Origin of the sequence: Aminobacter carboxidus, assembly GCF_014863355.1 — a bacterium.
Classification (GTDB): Bacteria; Pseudomonadota; Alphaproteobacteria; order Rhizobiales; family Rhizobiaceae; genus Aminobacter; species Aminobacter carboxidus.
Window position 1 is genome coordinate 158,656 of the sequence record NZ_JACZEP010000007.1, and the last position, 17,433, is coordinate 176,088.

The 17,433-nt window shown below is 63.0% G+C and carries 16 protein-coding genes; all 16 read right to left on the reverse strand.

Annotated elements, in window-relative coordinates; all coding sequences use genetic code 11:
* Nucleotides 1-66: 66 nt before the first annotated feature.
* Nucleotides 67-336 (reverse strand): DUF1467 family protein, encoded by a 270-nt coding sequence (locus tag IHE39_RS21150; RefSeq protein WP_115731537.1) that lies wholly within the window; start codon nt 334-336, stop codon nt 67-69.
* Nucleotides 333-737 carry a methylmalonyl-CoA epimerase gene (gene mce, locus IHE39_RS21155; protein WP_192567865.1) on the reverse strand — a complete coding sequence of 135 codons (405 nt, stop codon included), beginning with the start codon at nt 735-737 and terminating at the stop codon, nt 333-335. The genes IHE39_RS21150 and mce overlap by 4 nt, the downstream gene beginning before the upstream one ends.
* 14 nt (nt 738-751) lie before the next feature.
* Nucleotides 752-2,422 carry a ribonuclease J gene (locus IHE39_RS21160; protein ID WP_184767251.1) on the reverse strand — a complete coding sequence of 557 codons (1,671 nt, stop codon included), beginning with the start codon at nt 2,420-2,422 and terminating at the stop codon, nt 752-754.
* Nucleotides 2,423-2,444: 22 nt separating this feature from the next.
* Nucleotides 2,445-3,272 carry a biotin--[acetyl-CoA-carboxylase] ligase gene (locus tag IHE39_RS21165; RefSeq protein ID WP_192567866.1) on the reverse strand — a complete coding sequence of 276 codons (828 nt, stop codon included), beginning with the start codon at nt 3,270-3,272 and terminating at the stop codon, nt 2,445-2,447.
* A gap of 4 nt (nt 3,273-3,276) precedes the next feature.
* Nucleotides 3,277-4,713, reverse strand: a complete 1,437-nt coding sequence (gene nuoN / locus IHE39_RS21170) for an NADH-quinone oxidoreductase subunit NuoN (protein ID WP_184767249.1) — start codon at nt 4,711-4,713, stop codon at nt 3,277-3,279.
* A gap of 17 nt (nt 4,714-4,730) precedes the next feature.
* Complete coding sequence (locus tag IHE39_RS21175) at nt 4,731-6,236, reverse strand: NADH-quinone oxidoreductase subunit M (protein WP_184767248.1); 1,506 nt, start codon at nt 6,234-6,236, stop codon at nt 4,731-4,733.
* Nucleotides 6,236-8,224 carry an NADH-quinone oxidoreductase subunit L gene (nuoL, locus tag IHE39_RS21180; protein WP_192567975.1) on the reverse strand — a complete coding sequence of 663 codons (1,989 nt, stop codon included), beginning with the start codon at nt 8,222-8,224 and terminating at the stop codon, nt 6,236-6,238. The genes IHE39_RS21175 and nuoL overlap by 1 nt, the downstream gene beginning before the upstream one ends.
* A 10-nt stretch (nt 8,225-8,234) precedes the next feature.
* Nucleotides 8,235-8,543 carry an NADH-quinone oxidoreductase subunit NuoK gene (nuoK, locus tag IHE39_RS21185; protein ID WP_184767247.1) on the reverse strand — a complete coding sequence of 103 codons (309 nt, stop codon included), beginning with the start codon at nt 8,541-8,543 and terminating at the stop codon, nt 8,235-8,237.
* A gap of 2 nt (nt 8,544-8,545) precedes the next feature.
* The gene (locus IHE39_RS21190) at nt 8,546-9,166 is read right to left on the reverse strand and encodes an NADH-quinone oxidoreductase subunit J (RefSeq protein ID WP_067960751.1); all 621 of its coding nucleotides are present in this window, start codon (nt 9,164-9,166) and stop codon (nt 8,546-8,548) included.
* Nucleotides 9,167-9,294: 128 nt separating this feature from the next.
* Nucleotides 9,295-9,786, reverse strand: a complete 492-nt coding sequence (nuoI, locus tag IHE39_RS21195) for an NADH-quinone oxidoreductase subunit NuoI (protein ID WP_055970601.1) — start codon at nt 9,784-9,786, stop codon at nt 9,295-9,297.
* Nucleotides 9,786-10,829, reverse strand: a complete 1,044-nt coding sequence (gene nuoH, locus IHE39_RS21200; RefSeq protein WP_067960748.1) for an NADH-quinone oxidoreductase subunit NuoH — start codon at nt 10,827-10,829, stop codon at nt 9,786-9,788. Before nuoH ends, nuoI begins: the two co-directional genes overlap by 1 nt.
* An 8-nt stretch (nt 10,830-10,837) precedes the next feature.
* Nucleotides 10,838-12,919 carry an NADH-quinone oxidoreductase subunit NuoG gene (gene nuoG / locus IHE39_RS21205; RefSeq protein WP_192567867.1) on the reverse strand — a complete coding sequence of 694 codons (2,082 nt, stop codon included), beginning with the start codon at nt 12,917-12,919 and terminating at the stop codon, nt 10,838-10,840.
* Nucleotides 12,920-12,998: 79 nt separating this feature from the next.
* Complete coding sequence (locus IHE39_RS21210; protein ID WP_246485590.1) at nt 12,999-13,706, reverse strand: helix-hairpin-helix domain-containing protein; 708 nt, start codon at nt 13,704-13,706, stop codon at nt 12,999-13,001.
* A gap of 87 nt (nt 13,707-13,793) precedes the next feature.
* Nucleotides 13,794-15,101, reverse strand: a complete 1,308-nt coding sequence (nuoF, locus tag IHE39_RS21215; protein WP_192567868.1) for an NADH-quinone oxidoreductase subunit NuoF — start codon at nt 15,099-15,101, stop codon at nt 13,794-13,796.
* An 11-nt stretch (nt 15,102-15,112) separates the two neighbouring features.
* Nucleotides 15,113-16,237, reverse strand: coding sequence for an NADH-quinone oxidoreductase subunit E (locus IHE39_RS21220; protein ID WP_184767242.1), 1,125 nt, complete (start codon nt 16,235-16,237; stop codon nt 15,113-15,115).
* A complete protein-coding gene (locus IHE39_RS21225) occupies nt 16,238-17,428 on the reverse strand; it encodes an NADH-quinone oxidoreductase subunit D (RefSeq protein WP_184767241.1) in 1,191 nt (396 codons plus the stop codon). It abuts the gene before it with no gap.
* Between the last annotated feature and the right edge of the window lie 5 nt (nt 17,429-17,433).

Genomic DNA, 17,433 nt, shown 5'->3' on the forward strand with positions numbered 1-17,433 from the left:
TGCCGCTTCGCTAAGAAGCAACACTAACCGCATTTCTTACTCGCTGGCCCTACCCCGTGGAATGCGTCAATTGATCTCGGGAATGAACTGCGGGAAGTCGTCGAAGCTGTAGCCCAGCCCCTTGGTGACGAAATAGAACGCCCCGATCACCACTGCTGTAACCACCGTCGTCCACAGCATCGCACGCAGCATGTGCGGCCCTCGCGGCGCGCTCGCCTCGGTGCCGAGCGTCACGTCACGGTCTTCATCCTGGGTCTTCAGCCCAAAGGGCAGGATGGCAAACAAAGTCAGCCACCAGAAGACGAAATACATCGCAGCGAGTGATACCCAGGTCATACCTGCTCCAGTTCTACCAGCGTGCCCTGGAAATCCTTGGGGTGTAGAAACAGCACCGGCTTGCCATGTGCCCCGATCTTCGGGTTGCCGTCACCGAGCACGCGCGCGCCATTAGCCTTGAGATGGTCGCGCGCCGCCAGGATGTCGTCAACCTCATAGCAGACATGGTGCATACCGCCCGACGGGCTCTTCGCCAGGAACGCCGCAATCGGCGAGCCCTCGCCCAAGGGCTCGAGCAACTCGATCTTGGTGTTGCCGACGTCGATGAACACCACCGTCACGCCATGCTCGGGCAGCGCCTGCGGCGCACCAACCTTGGCGCCGAGCGTGTCGCGATAGACAGCGCTCGCCGCTGCCAGATCCGGCACGGCGATCGCAACATGGTTGAGACGTCCGAGCATCGTCAGTCCTGTCTTCAGCGGGTGACGAACACCGTCACCAGCGGTTTCTTGCCCCAGGCTTCGTTGGCGGCACCGCGCACTGCGCGACGCACGGCTTCCTGCACCAGGTCGAGGTCTTTTCGGCGCGCACGGGGTATCGAGTCCACGGCGCCGATTGCCGCATCGAGCATAAGCTCTTCGAGATCCTCGCCGCCGGCGTCGGTTTCGGCCACGCCGATCGCCACCAGATCCGGGTCGCCGGCAAGCTCGTACTTGTCGTCGAGCACGACATTGACGGCAACATGGCCGGCAAACGACAGCTTGCGCCGGTCGCGGATGCCCATCGCCTCGTCGGAGCCGATCAGCTTGCCATCCTTGTAGACGCGGCCGAACGGCACCTGGTCGATGATCTCGGCGGCTCCCGGCCACAGCCTGAGCATGTCGCCGTCGCGGATCTGCGCCACTTCGGGAATGCCCGATAGCGACATCAGCGAGCCCTGGCCGACGAGATGGGCCGCCTCGCCATGCACCGGCACGCCAATGCGCGGGCGAACCCACTCATACATGCGCTTGAGTTCCGAGCGGCGCGGATGACCAGAAACATGGACCAGCGCGTCGCCGTCCTCGATGATCTTGATACCCTGGTCGATGAGCAGGTTCTTGATCTCGAGGATCGCCTTTTCGTTGCCGGGAATGGTGCGCGAGGAAAACACGACGGTGTCGCCAGGCGACAGCGCCACCGACTTCATCTCGTCGCGCGCCAGCTTCGCCAGTGCCGCACGCGGCTCGCCCTGGCTGCCGGTGCAGATGACGACAAGGTTTTCGCGCGGAATGTAGCCGTAGTCCTCTTCGGAGACGAATTCCGGCAGCCCGTCCATGTAGCCGAGCTCGCTCGACACATCGATGACGCGCTTGAGCGAGCGGCCCATCACCAGAACCTGGCGGCCGGCGTCGCGCGCGGCTTCCGCGATCGAGCGGATACGGCCGACATTGGACGAGAAGGTGGTGACCGCAACGCGGCCCTTGGCTTCCTCGATGACCTTGCGCAGTCCCTGCCCAACCTGCTGCTCGGACGGCGAGTCGCCTTCGCGCAGCGCATTGGTGGAATCGCAGACAAGTGCCAGCACGCCCTTGTCGCCATAGGCGCGGAAGCGTGCCTCGTCGGTCATCGGGCCGATCTCGGGCGCCGGGTCGATCTTCCAGTCGCCCGTGTGGATCACCGTGCCGGCGGGCGAGGTGATCGCCAGTGACACCGGCTCGGGGATCGAATGGCTGACCGCGATCGCTTCGATCTCGAACGGCCCGACAGTGAATTTCTCGCCGGCGCGATAGACGGTCACCGGAATCTTCGGCGCGCCCTGCTCCGACTGGCGCTTGGCTTCCAGAAGACCTGCGGCGAACGGCGTCATCCACACCGGTGCCTTGAGCTTCGGCCAGGTGTCATGCAGCGCACCATAGTGATCTTCATGCGCGTGCGTGATGATGATGCCGCGGAGGTTTTGCAGTTCCTCCTCAATGAAGCGCGTGTCGGGCAGCACAAGGTCGACACCGGGCAGCGTCGCATCGGGGAACGTCACGCCGACATCGATGATGATCCACTCGCGCTTGTTCGCCGGGCCGAAGCCGTAGAGAGCGAAGTTCATGCCGATCTCGCCGACACCGCCTAGCGGGACGAATACGAGCTCGGCGTTTTCCGCTTTCGCCATACCAGAAATCCTTTCAGGCCAATCAGGCCGCGCCGGCCGAGGCGACCGCGCCAAAATGCACGTCGCCAGCGGCGATCTTTACCGTTTCACCTTTTGCGTCACGGATCACGAAGCGGCAATCCTCGTCGATGGTCTCGAAGACGCCGCGTACCACATTTCCCTCAATCCGCACGGCGACTTCGCTGCCGAGGCCGGCCGCGCGTGCAAGCCAGCGTTTGCGGATCGATGCCAGTCCCCTACCGCCGGCCCAGACGCGTTCGTTTTCGCTCCACGCATCGGAGAGCGCCAGAAACAACGTCTCGGCATCGACACCAGCCCCCAGGCTAGCAAGCGAGGTCGCGGGATAAGGCACGTCGGTCGGATGCGCAACGACGTTGACGCCGATGCCGATGGCAATCGCCAGCCGCCCTTGGCCAAGCAACGTCGATTCAAGCAGGATGCCGGCAAGCTTGGCGCCGGAAGCCAAAACGTCGTTCGGCCACTTCAGCTCGAAACGCTTGACGCCCTGCCCGCTGCCACCGTCGACGCCGACCGAAAACCGCGCATTCGGCGCGACTGCATCGAGCGCATCGGCCAGCGCAAGCCCGGCAACGAAGCCAAGCGTCGCCGCATGTTGCAGGTCGTGGTCGAGAACCTTGAGCAGGGTCGCGGCGAGATTGCCTTCCGGCGTCACCCAGGCGCGGCCACGTCGGCCACGCCCGCTCTCCTGTTTCTTCGAAACGACCCAGAGCTTGCCCGGGTCGCCGGCGATGCCCCGTTCCAGCGCCAGCGCATTGGTCGAACCTACCGCGTCATGGGCTTCGAGGCGGAAACCGTCGGCAGTTGCTGTCGGTGCGAGCTGGAATCCCATACCGTCAGAAGAAGGTCTTGGCAGCAGCTTCCGCCATCTGCCCGATCGGGCCGCCAATCAGCACGTAAAACAGCACGAACGCACCGGACAGGCCGAGAACCAGGCGAAGCTCGCCGGCCATCGGCTGGAAACCGCCGACCGGTTCATCGAACCACATGATCTTGATGATGCGCAGGTAGTAGAAGGCACCCACCACCGAAGCCAGCACGCCAATGATCGCGAGTGCGTAGAGATTGGCGTTGATCGCAGCGAGGAAGACGTACCACTTCCCCCAGAAGCCCGCGAGCGGCGGGATACCGGCCAACGAGAACATCAGGATGGTCAGGATCGTCGCCATGACAGGATTGGTCGAAGACAGGCCGGCGAGATCGGAGATCTGCTCGACATTGCCGTCCTTGCGGCGCATCGCCAGGATGAAGGCGAAGGTGCCGAGCGTCATCACCAGGTAGATCAGCATGTAGATGACCACGCCGCGGACGCCGGCCTCGCTGTTGGCGGCGAGGCCGACAAGCGCGTAGCCCATGTGGCCGATCGACGAATATGCCATCAGGCGTTTGATGTTTTTCTGGCCGATCGCGGCGAAGGCGCCGAGCGCCATCGAAGCGATGGAGACGAAGACGATGATCTGCTGCCAGTCGGTGCCGATCGGCTCGAATGCACCCATGGTAACGCGCACGATCAACGCCATCGCAGCCATCTTGGGAGCTGCGGCGAAGAACGCCGTCACCGGCGTCGGCGCACCTTCATAGACGTCGGGCGTCCACATGTGGAACGGCACCGCCGAAATCTTGAAGCACAGGCCGGCCAGCACGAACACCAGGCCGAACACCAGGCCGAGCTGACGCTCACCACCGGCCAGCGCCGTGGCAATCGCGTCGAACGAGGTGTGACCGGTGTAACCGTAAACGAGGCTGATACCATAGAGCAGCATTCCCGACGACAGCGCGCCGAGAACGAAATACTTCAGGCCCGCTTCGGTCGAGCGCACATTGTCGCGGTTGATCGCGGCAATGACGTAAAGCGCCAGCGACTGCAGCTCGAGGCCGAGATAGAGCGCCAGCATGTCATTGGCCGAGATCATCAGCAGCATGCCGAGCGTTGCCAGCAGCACCAGCACCGGAAACTCGAACTTGTCGAACTTCTCGGCCTTGGCGAAGCCAACCGACATGATCAGCGTCACCGCCGCGCCAAGCAGCGTCAGGAACTTCATGAAGCGTGCGAAGGGATCGGACACGAAGGCCGTACCGTAGCCCGCACCGTCATGGCCGAACACCAGCATCCAGGCACCGGCCGCCACCAGCAGCGCGACGGCCAGACCGGTCACGGTCGAGTTGGCGCGCTCGCCGGAGAACACGCCGATCATCAGCAGCGCCAGCGCGCCGACGGCGATGATCAGCTCCGGCATGGAGAGCGAGAGGCTCGAAAGGAGTTCGGGCGTCATGGTTCGCAAAACCCCTGTCAGTTCGCCGCCGCGGTCTGCGCGGCGTCGATCGATACGGTTACGTTGTTGATCAGCGCCTTGACCGAAGCAGTCGTGGCGTCGAACACCGGCGCCGGATAGACGCCGTAGAAGATGACCAGGATGACCAGCGGATAGAGCACCACCTTCTCACGGCCCGACAGGTCGAACAGACCCTTCAGGCTTTCCTTGGTCAGCGCGCCAAACACCACGCGGCGGTACAGCCACAGCGCATAGGCCGCCGACAGGATCACGCCGCTCGCCGCGATCAGCGCCACCCAGGTGTTGACCTGGAAGATGCCGAACAGCGTCAGGAACTCGCCGACGAAGCCCGATGTGCCGGGAAGACCGACATTGGCCATTGTGAAGATCAGGAAGGCCACGGCGTATTTCGGCATGTTGTTGACGAGGCCGCCATAGGCCGCGATCTCGCGGGTGTGCATGCGATCATAGACGACGCCGACGCACAGGAACAGCGCGCCCGAGACGAGGCCGTGGCTGAGCATCTGGAAGATAGCGCCCTGCACGCCCGCCTCGTTCATCGCAAAGATGCCCATGGTGACGTAGCCCATGTGGGCGACCGACGAGTAGGCGATCAGCTTCTTGATGTCTTCCTGCATCAGCGCCACCAGCGAGGTGTAGACGATGGCGATGACCGACATGGCGAACACCAGCGGCGCAAAGAACTCGGACGCCAGCGGGAACATCGGCAGCGAAAAGCGCAGGAAGCCGTAACCACCCATCTTCAGCAGGATGCCGGCCAGGATGACCGAGCCCGCAGTCGGCGCTTCGACGTGCGCATCCGGAAGCCAGGTGTGCACCGGCCACATCGGCATCTTCACCGCAAACGAGGCGAAGAAGGCGAGCCATAGCCATGTCTGCATGTTGGCCGGGAAGTCGTGCGCCAGAAGCGTCGGAATGTCGGTCGTGCCGGCCTGCCAGAACATCGCCATGATGGCCAGCAGCATCAGCACCGAGCCGAGCAGCGTGAACAGGAAGAACTTGAAGCTGGCATAGACGCGGCGCTTGCCACCCCACACACCGATGATGATGAACATCGGGATCAGGCCAGCTTCGAAGAATACGTAGAACAGCACGATATCAAGTGCGCAGAACACGCCGATCATCAGCGTTTCCAGGATCAGGAACGCGATCATGTATTCCTTGACGCGCTTTTCCACCGACTCCCAGCTCGCCAGGATGCACAGCGGCATCAGGAAGGTCGTCAGGATGACGAACAGCATCGAAATGCCGTCCACGCCCATGTGATAGGAAATGCCGGAGTCGAGCCAGGCCGCCTTCTCGACGAACTGGAAGCCGGCTTCCGCATTGTCGAAATAGATCCAGATCAGCAGCGACACCGCGAAGGTGAACACCGTCGTCAGCAGCGCAACATTGCGGATATTGCGGCGCGCAGCGTCACCATCGTCCCTGATCAGAAGGATCAGGAGCGCGCCGACCAGCGGCAGAAAGGTGACCAGCGATAGAATGGGAACGCCAGACATCAGAAGGAGCTCCCGAGCATCATCCAGGTAACGAGGGCCGCCACGCCGATCAGCATGGCGAATGCGTAATGGTAGAGGTAACCGGTCTGCAGCTTGACAACGCGGTTGGTGACGTCAACGACGCGTGCCGAGATGCCGTCGGCACCAAAGCCGTCGATCAGCCAGCCGTCGCCCTTCTTCCACAGGAAGCGGCCGAGCCACTTGGCCGGGCGCACGAACAGGAAGTCGTACAACTCGTCGAAGTACCACTTGTTGAGCAGGAAGGCGTAGAGGCCGCGGTGGCGCTCGGCCAGGACCTTCGGCATCTCCGGCGAGCGGATGTAGAACAGGTAGGCCATAGCGAACCCGCCGATCATCGCTGCGAACGGAGCCAGCTTCACCCACATCGGCACGCTGTGGAAATCATGCAGGATGTGGTTGGTGTCGAGCGTGAACAGCGCGCCCTTCCAGAACTCGTTGTAGGCCTCGCCGATGAACTGGTCGTGGAAGATCACGCCGGCAAACAGCGCGCCGACAGCCAGGATGAACAGCGGCACCAGCATCACCGGCGGCGATTCATGCACATGATGCATGACGTCGGCGGTGGCGCGCGGCTTGCCGTGGAAGGTCATGAAGATCAGGCGCCACGAGTAGAAGCTGGTGAAGCAGGCGGCTATGACCAGCATCGCGAAGGCAAAGCCGGCGACCGCATTGTGGCCGACGAACGCGCCTTCGATGATGGCGTCCTTGGAGAAGAAGCCGGCCGTGCCGATGATCGTCGCCGGGATACCGACGCCGGTCAGCGCCAGCGTGCCGATGACCATCATCCAGTAGGTGGTCGGGATCAGCTTCCTGAGTCCGCCCATCTTGCGCATGTCCTGCTCGTCGGAGACGGCATGGATCACCGAACCCGAGCCCAGGAACAGCAACGCCTTGAAGAAGGCATGCGTGAACAGGTGGAAGATCGCGGCTGAATAGAAGCCCATGCCGAGTGCCACGAACATGTAGCCGAGCTGCGAGCAGGTCGAATAGGCGATGACGCGCTTGATGTCGTTCTGCACCAGGCCGACGGTCGCGGCGAAAAAGGCGGTGAACGCACCGACGAAGGTAACCACGGTGAGTGCCGTGTGTGACAACTCGAACACCGGCGACAGGCGCGCCAGCATGAACACGCCGGCGGTGACCATTGTCGCCGCGTGGATCAGCGCCGAGACGGGCGTCGGGCCTTCCATGGCGTCCGGCAACCAGGTGTGCAGCGGCACTTGCGCCGACTTGCCCATGGCGCCCATGAACAGCAGCAGGCACACGATGGTCAGCGCATTGTGCTTGTCGAGAGCGTAGCCGAGGAAGTTCAGCACGGTATCGCTATGTTCAGCGGGACCCTCAGCCGGCAGGTAGGAAGCAGCAGTTGCGAAGATGGTGCTGAATTCGACCGAGCCGAACAGGACGTACAGGCCGAAGATGCCGAGCAGGAAGCCGAAGTCGCCGACGCGGTTGACGACGAAGGCCTTGATCGCGGCAGCATTCGCCGACGGCTTCTTGTACCAGAAGCCGATCAGCAGGTAGGACGCGAGGCCCACCCCTTCCCAGCCGAAGAACATCTGCACGAGGTTGTCCGACGTCACCAGCATCAGCATGGCGAATGTGAACAGCGACAGGTAGCCAAAGAAGCGCGGCCGATGCGGATCGTGGTGCATGTAGCCGATCGAGTAGATGTGAACCAGCGCCGAAACCGTGTTGACCACGACCAGCATGACGGTGGTCAGCGTGTCGATGCGCAGCGCCCAGTCGGCCTGGATTCCGCCGACGTCGAGGAAGCGCAGCACCGGTACGGTGAAGACCTCGACATCGCCGAGCGCCACGGTCGCGAAGGCGACCCAGGACAGCACGGCCGACACCACCAGCAGGCCGGAGGTGATGTATTCGGATGCTTTCGCTCCGATCGAACGGCCAAACAGGCCGGCGATCAGGAAGCCGACAAGCGGAAGAAAGACGATGAAGTGGTACATCATTGGCCGATCAGCCCTTCATCATGTTCACGTCTTCGACCGCGATCGAGCCACGGTTGCGGAAGAAGACGACGAGGATTGCAAGTCCGATCGCCGCTTCGGCGGCGGCAACGGTGAGTACGAACAGCGCGAAAACCTGGCCGACGAGATCGCCGAGCTCAGCCGAGAACGCCACGAAGTTGATGTTGACCGCGAGCAGGATCAGCTCGACCGACATCAGGATGACGATGACGTTCTTGCGGTTCAGGAAGATGCCGAACACGCCGAGCGTGAACAGGACCGCCGAAAGCGTCAGATAGTGCGCGATGCCGACAACCATGGTCAGATTCCCTTGCCCGTCTCGACCTTCTTGACCTCGATCGCGGTGGCCGGCGTGCGGGCAACCTGGGCAGAGATGTCCTGGCGCTTGACGTTCGGCTTGTGGCGCAGCGTCAAGACGATGGCGCCGATCATGGCGACCAGAAGCACGAGGCCGGCGATCTGGAAGAAGTAGATGTAGTCTGTGTAGAGGATGTCACCGAGTGCAGCCGTGTTGTGGCGCGTGGCGATATCGGGCGTCGGCTGCGCGACCGCTGTCGCGAGCTTCGGCGCGAAGGCGTAGCCGCCGGTCACGACAATCAGCTCGGCGGCGAGGATCAGGCCGACAAGCGCGCCGATCGGCGCATATTGCAGCGCGCCCGACTTCAGTTCGGCGAAGTCGACGTCGAGCATCATGACGACGAACAGGAATAGCACCGCCACCGCGCCGACATAAACGACGAGCAGGATCATCGCCAGGAACTCGGCGCCGGTCAAAAGGAACAGGCCCGCCGCGTTGAAAAACGTCAGGATCAGGTAGAGCACCGAGTGAACCGGGTTGCGCGCCGAAATGACCATGAAGGCCGACGCCACCGCGATGAAGGCGAAGAGGTAGAAAAATACCGCTTCAAGTCCGTTGAGCATGGGTTCCCCCGGGTTTCCTTTCGGACAGCGCGCCTGTGCGCCCTGCCCTGTTCACGTCCTCGCTCCGCCTCCGAAGCAGGACGCGCGTTCCTTAGACGAGCCGACTTGGCCCGTCCATTGTTCAAGCCTTAGCGATACGGCGAATCCATAGCGATGTTGCGCGCGATCTCGCGCTCCCACCGGTCGCCGTTCGCAAGCAGCTTGTCCTTGTCGTAGTACAGCTCCTCGCGCGTTTCCGTCGCGAATTCGAAGTTCGGCCCCTCGACGATGGCGTCGACCGGGCAGGCCTCCTGGCAGAAGCCGCAATAGATGCACTTCACCATGTCGATGTCGTAGCGCACCGTGCGGCGGGTGCCGTCGTTGCGACGCGGGCCGGCCTCGATGGTGATGGCCTGCGCCGGGCAGATCGCCTCGCACAGTTTGCAGGCGATGCAGCGCTCTTCGCCGTTGGGATAACGGCGGAGCGCATGCTCGCCGCGGAAGCGCGGGCTGACCGGACCTTTTTCGTGCGGATAGTTCAGCGTCGCCTTGGGCGCGAAGAACTGGCGCATCGACAGGAAGAAGGCGCCGACGAAGTCCTGCAACAGCAGCGATTTGGCGGCTTGTGCGAGAGCGGACATCATGCGGCTCCGGTGAGCTTGAGGACGGCGGCGGTGATCACGACCATCGCCAGCGAGATCGGCAGGAACACTTTCCAGCCCAGGCGCATCAACTGGTCGTAGCGGTAACGCGGCACGAAAGACTTCACCATGGCGAACATGAAGAACACCATGCAAACCTTGAGCACGAACCAGATCACGCCGGGAACCCAGGTGAAGGGTGCGAAGTCGAATGGTGGCAGCCATCCGCCGAGGAACAGGATCGTCGTCAGCGCGCACATCAAAACGATGGCGACATACTCACCGAGGAAGAACAGCAGGAACGGCGTCGACGAATATTCGATCATGTGACCAGCGACGAGTTCCGACTCGGCCTCGACGAGGTCGAAGGGTGGACGGTTGGTCTCGGCCAGTGCCGAAATGAAGAAGATCACGAACATCGGAAACAGGACGAGCCAGTTCCAGTCGAGGAAGGTGTTCGGCAGGCCAAGGCGCGTACCGATGCCGTCGCCCTGCGAAAGCACGATGTCGGTGAGGTTCAGCGAACCGACGGTGAGCAGCACACAGACGATGACGAAGCCGATCGAGACTTCATAAGACACCATCTGGGCCGCCGAACGCAGCGCGCCGAGGAACGGATACTTCGAGTTCGAGGCCCAGCCGCCCATGATCACGCCATAGACCTCGAGCGAGGAGATGGCGAAGACATAGAGGATGCCGACATTGACGTTGGCGATCGCCCAGCCTTCGCTGACCGGGATCACCGCCCATGCCGAGATCGCCAGCACCGCTGAGACGACGGGGGCGAGCAGGAACACGCCCTTGTTGGAGCCCGACGGGATGATCGGCTCCTTGAAGACGAACTTCAAAAGATCGGCGAAGGCCTGCAGCAGGCCCCAGGGGCCGACGACGTTCGGGCCGCGGCGCAGCTGCACAGCCGCCCAGATCTTGCGGTCGGCGTAGAGAATGTAGGCGACGAAGATCAGCAGAACGACGATCAGGACGACCGACTTCAGCAGGATGATCAACGCCGGCAGGACGTAGAAGGAGAAAAAGGTATCCATGACAGCCCTTACTCCGCCGCCTGCTTGAAGCCGTTCTTGGCCAATGCCGAACATTCGGCCATCACCGCCGACGCGCGTGCGATCGGGTTGGTGAGATAGAAATCCTTCACGACAGAGGTGAAGGCACCCTTGTTCAGCCGGCCGCCGAGCTTGGCGACCTTGGCGATGTCATCGTGGTCGCCGGCGTCGATCTCGTCGATGCGGCGGAGATGCGGGAAATCCGCATAGAGCTTAGAACGCAGCTGCTGCAGCGAATCGAACGGCAGTTTGTGGCCGAGCACGTCGGACAGCGCCCTGAGGATCGCCCAGTCTTCCTTGGCCTCGCCCGGTGCGAAGCCGGCACGGCTGGTCTGCTGCACGCGGCCCTCGGTGTTGACGTAGGTGCCCGACTTTTCAGTGTAGGCGGCAGCCGGCAGGATGACGTCGGCGCGGTGCGCACCAGTGTCGCCATGCGTGCCGAAGTAGACAACGAATGCGTTCGCGGCCTTGGTCAGGTCGAGTTCGTCAGCGCCGAGCAGGAACAGCAGGTCGCTGTCAGCGAGCATGCCGGCAACGTTCTTGCCGCCCTTGCCCGGCACGAAGCCGACATCGAGGCCGCCAACGCGGGCAGCGGCAGTGTGCAGCACGGCAAAGCCGTTCCAGTCCGGGCGGCTTGCCTTGACCGATGTCGCGAGCTTCGCGGCCTGGCCGAGCACGGCGGCACCATCGGAGCGCGCGATCGCACCCTGGCCGACGATGATCAACGGGTGCGAAGCCTTCTTGAGCACCTGGAAGAACTTGCCATTGCCATCGGCCAGATCCTTGAGCGTATCCGGGCCCGAGCCGAGCTGTTCGTAGTCGTAACGCGTGTCGCCGATCTCGCCGATGACGGCAACCGGCACATTGGCGGCGCGCCAGTGCTTGCGGATGCGGGCGTTGAGCACCGAAGCCTCGAAGCGCGGGTTGGCGCCGATGATCAGGATGGCGTCGGCCTGTTCGATGCCTTCGATGGTCGGGTTGAAGATGTAGCTGGCGCGGCCGAGCGACGGATCGAGTGCAGCACCATCCTGGCGGCAGTCGATATTGTTCGAGCCGAGCGAGGCGATCAGTTGCTTGAGCGCGTACATCTCCTCGACGGTGGCGAGATCGCCGGCGATCGCGCCGATGCGCTCGGCCGAGGACTTGGCGATAGCGTCCTTGATCGCCGAGAACGCCTCTGGCCAGCTCGCGGGCAACAGCTTGCCGCCCTTGCGGACATAAGGCCGGTCGAGGCGCTGCGTGCGCAGGCCGTCCCAGATGAAGCGGGTCTTGTCGGAAATCCACTCCTCATTCACCTGCTCGTTGATGCGCGGCATGATGCGCATCACTTCGCGGCCACGCGTATCGACGCGGATGGCCGAACCGACTGCATCCATCACGTCGATGGATTCAGTCTTGGTCAGCTCCCACGGACGTGCCTGGAAGGCGTAGGGCTTTGAGGTCAGCGCGCCGACCGGGCACAGGTCGATGACGTTGCCCTGCAGCTCGGAGGTCATTGCCTGCTCGAGATAGGTGGTGATCTCGGCGTCCTCGCCACGGCCGATCAGGCCGAGCTCGGAAATGCCGGCCACTTCAGTGGTGAAGCGGACGCAGCGCGTGCAGTGAATGCAGCGCGTCATGATCGTCTTGACCAGCGGGCCGATGTTCTTGTCTTCGACCGCGCGCTTGTTTTCATTGTAGCGCGAACCGTCGAGGCCAAAGGCCATCGCCTGGTCCTGCAGGTCGCATTCGCCGCCCTGGTCGCAGATCGGGCAGTCGAGCGGATGGTTGATGAGCAGGAATTCCATCACGCCTTCGCGGGCCTTCTTGACCATCGGCGTGTTGGTGAAGATTTCGGGCGTCTCGCCGTTCGGGCCGGGACGCAGGTCGCGTACGCCCATGGCACAGGATGCCGCCGGCTTGGGCGGTCCGCCCTTTACCTCGACAAGGCACATGCGGCAGTTGCCGGCGATCGACAGCCGCTCATGGAAGCAGAAGCGCGGCACTTCCGCGCCTGCCTCTTCCGCAGCCTGCAGCAGCGTATAGTGGTCGGGTACCGAAATCTCTTTCCCGTCGACCTTAAGCTTTGCCATAGCGCCTCAAATCCCGCGGATGATCCGCATTCCGTCCTGCAAGGGGGCGCGGCCTGCGCTGCGCCCCGAAATCCACAATTCAAGCGGCAGTCGTGCCGCCAGCAAGCATTGCTGCCTGCCCTATCCAGTCATCACGGCCGATCCGACCCTTGAAGCCGAGATAGTCGTCCGCCCAGGCCACCTCTTCGGCCGTCCAGCCGGCGATCTGGCCATAAGTCCAGATGCCAAGACCGTTCAGCACCTGCTCCAGCTTCGGGCCGATGCCCGAAATGGCCTTGAGATCGTCAGGCGTCTCAGGCCTTTCAATCGATGCAGGCTGCCTGAAATCCTCAGGCTGAAGCCCCACCGGCGCTTCTTCAACGACAGCAGCCTCTACAACCATCGGATCGGTCGCATCGGCGACCACCGGCTTCACCTCGGCCTTCTCCAGCTTGCGCGCCAGGGTTTTCACCTCGGCGATCAGCGAGGCGGTCTCCGCCTCCCCACGCTTGGCCGTCGCACCGGCCACCTTGATGTGCGTCGCGCCGGTGAAATCGCCGAAGTCGGGCGAAAACAGGCGCTGCGCGGCTTCGGATGCGCCTGACACGGCACCGATCCAGACGCCAAGCGCGTGACTGGCGAGACCGACACCAAGCGCTGAAGCAGCAGCGAAGCCTGCGGCAGGATGCACCATGAGGTTCGCCCTACCGGCAAACTCCTTGGGCAGCATTGCCACGAAGTCCCTGTTCATCTGCTCCAAACGTTCCATCTCAGGCACTGCACTTTCGGGAATGGGAAATGTCGACATTGGTAGCTCCTTGTCGCCTTCGCCGTTCGCCTCTGCCTCGTCGTTTCCTATTTCGGACCTTTGGCCCGCACTTTCTGACTTAAACCCTTATTCAGCCGCCACCAGCACCGGCTCGGCGCGGTGCGAATTGCGCGAGAACTCGTCGATCCGCCGCTCGATTTCGGGGCGGAAGTTGCGGATCAGGCCCTGGATCGGCCATGCGGCCGCATCGCCCAGCGCGCAGATCGTGTGGCCTTCCACCTGCTTGGTGACGTCGAGCAGCATGTCGATCTCGCGCTTGTGCGCTTCGCCGCGCACCAGGCGTTCCATGACGCGCCACATCCAGCCGGTGCCTTCGCGGCACGGCGTGCACTGGCCGCAGCTCTCGTGCTTGAAGAAGTAGCTGAGGCGCGCGATCGCCTTCACGATGTCGGTCGACTTGTCCATGACGATCACGGCAGCCGTGCCGAAGGACGACTTGCGCTCGCGCAGGCCATCGAAGTCCATCGGGCAGTCGATGATGTCCTCGGCCTTGACGACCGGGCAGGACGCGCCGCCGGGAATGACAGCCAAGAGGTTGTCCCAGCCGCCGCGGATACCGCCGCCGTGCTTTTCGACCAGCTCGCGGAAGGTGATGCCCATGGCCTCTTCGACCGTGCAAGGCGTATTCACATGGCCAACCAGCATGAACAGCTTGGTGCCGACATTGTTCGGGCGGCCGATGCCGGAGAACCAGGCGGCCCCACGACGCAAGATGGTCGGCGCGACAGCGATCGACTCGACGTTGTTGACCGTCGTCGGGCAGCCATAGAGGCCGACATTGGCCGGGAACGGCGGCTTGAGGCGCGGCTGGCCCTTCTTGCCTTCCAGGCTTTCGAGCAGCGCGGTTTCTTCGCCGCAGATATAGGCGCCGGCACCGTGATGGACGTAGATCTCGAAGTCGTAGCCGTTCTTGTTGTTCTTGCCGATCAGCTTGGCATCATAAGCCTCGTCGATGGCGCGCTGCAGCGCTTCGCGCTCACGGATGAACTCGCCGCGCACATAAATGTAGGCGGCAACGGCACCCATGGCGAAACCGGCGAGCAGGCAGCCCTCGACCAGCGTGTGCGGGTCATGGCGCAGGATATCACGATCCTTGCAGGTGCCCGGTTCGGACTCATCGGCATTGACGACGAGATAGGACGGACGGCCATCCGGGTTGCTCTTGGGCATGAACGACCACTTGAGACCCGTCGGGAAGCCGGCGCCGCCGCGGCCGCGCAGGCCCGACGCCTTCATCTCGTTGATGATCCACTCGCGACCCTTCTCGATGATGCCGGCAGTGCCGTCCCAGGCGCCACGCGACATCGCACCGGCCAGCGACTGGTCGAAGCGGCCATAGATGTTGGTGAAGATGCGGTCCTTGTCTTCAAGCATGTTCTTGCTCCTCAGACCGGCTTCTTGCCGAAGACGCGGATGTATTCAGCCACGCCACCCTTGGCGAGCGCCTTGGCCTGCTTGACCCAGTCGTCGCGCTCGATGCGGCCCTTGAAATTCAGGTAACCGTCGACCCACTCGCGCTCGGCCTTCTTCCAGGAAGCGACCTGGCCGAAGGTGAAGATGCCGAGTTCGTGCAGCGTGCCCTCGATCTTCGGGCCGACGCCCGAGATCAGCTTGAGGTCGTCGACGGCAGCCGGCTTGGCGATGCCGGCCGGACGATTCTTGTCTTCGAGCGACGGCTTGGCCACTGCTGCAGCCTTGGGAGCAGCGACGCTCGCTGCTTTTTCGGCGGCGGGCGCTGCCTTGACCTTCGACGGCGTATTCACGGCCGGGCTGGTCTCTATCGCGTCGGTCTTGGGCTTGGCGGCGTTGGACGGCGGCACGACTGCCTCGACGACAGCTGCCTTGGCAGCCTTGGAGGCGGCCTTGGCTTCCTTGTCGCGGGTCGTCTTGAGCACGCCCTTCTCTTCCTTGAGCGAAGTGAAGCCGGTCAGCGGCGCAGCGAACACGCGGCCAGTCTGCGGGCCGGTCTTGACCTTGTCGCCCTTGCCGGCATCGAACTGATCGATGATCTCGGCCAGACGCTCCGGCGTCAGGTCCTCGTAGGTGTCCTTGAAGATCATGACCATCGGTGCATTGACGCAGGCGCCAAGGCACTCGACCTCTTCCCACGACAGCGTGCCCGCCTCGTTGGTGTGGAACTGGTCGTGATGGATCTTCGAGCGGCACACGTCCATCAGCTCTTCCGAGCCGCGCAGCATGCAGGGCGTGGTGCCGCACACCTGAACATGGGCGCGCGTGCCGACCGGCTTGAGCTGGAACTGGGTGTAGAAAGTCGCGACTTCGAGCGCGCGGATGTAAGGCATATCAAGCATGTCGGCGACATGTTCGATTGCCGCCTTCGTCACCCAGCCGTCCTGTTCCTGCGCCAGCATCAGCAGCGGGATGACGGCCGACTGTTCGCGGCCCTTGGGGTACTTCTTGATCCAGGTTTTCGCCTGCGCGGTCATCGCCTTGTTGAAGGCGAATGACGCTGGCTGGACGCTGGCTTCTGCGAGACGGCGGACTGACATTTAGCGGTCGACCTCACCAAACACGATGTCGAGGGAGCCGAGAACGGCTGAGATATCCGCCAGCATGTGGCCGCGGCACAGGAAATCCATCGCTTGGAGATGGGCGAAACCTGGCGCGCGCAGCTTGCAGCGGTATGGCTTGTTGGTGCCGTCGGAGACGAGGAAGACGCCGAATTCGCCCTTGGGCGCTTCGACGGCCGCATAAACCTCGCCGGCCGGCACACGGTAGCCTTCGGTGTAGAGCTTGAAGTGATGGATCAAGGATTCCATCGAACGCTTCATCGCCTGGCGCTTCGGCGGAACCACCTTGCCGTCCATGTTCGAGACAGGACCGACACTTTCCTTGCCGAGCAGCAGGTCGACGCACTGGCGCATGATGCTCGCCGACTGGCGCATCTCTTCCATGCGGATCAGGTAGCGGTCGTAGCAGTCGCCGTTCTTGCCGATCGGAATGTCGAATTCCATTTCGGAATAGCACTCGTAGGGCTGGCTCTTGCGCAGGTCCCAGGCAGCGCCCGAACCGCGCACCATCACGCCCGAGAAACCCCAGGCCCAGGCGTCGTCGAGCGAGACCACGCCGATGTCGACGTTACGCTGCTTGAAGATGCGGTTGGGGGTGAGCAGGTCGTCGAGGTTCTTCACCGTCTGCAGGAACGGATCGATCCACTTGCCAATGTCTTCGACCAGCTTCTGCGGCAGGTCCTGGTGGACGCCGCCCGGCCGGAAATAGGCGGCGTGCATGCGCGCACCGCAGGCACGCTCATAAAACACCATCAGCTTTTCGCGCTCTTCGAAGCCCCACAGCGGCGGGGTCAGCGCGCCAACGTCCATCGCCTGCGTCGTGACGTTGAGCAGATGCGACAGGATGCGGCCGATCTCGGAGAACAGCACGCGGATGATCTGACCGCGCTTCGGCACTTCGAGGCCGAGCAGACGCTCGACGGCAAGCGCAAACGCATGTTCCTGGTTCATCGGCGCGACATAGTCGAGCCGGTCGAAATAGGGCACGGCTTGCAGATAGGTCTTCTGCTCGATCAGCTTTTCGGTGCCGCGGTGCAGCAGACCGATATGCGGATCGACGCGGTCGACGACTTCGCCGTCGAGCTCGAGCACCAGGCGCAAAACGCCGTGCGCCGCCGGATGTTGCGGGCCGAAGTTGATGTTGAAGTTGCGGACGGAGGTTTCAGCCATTTCGG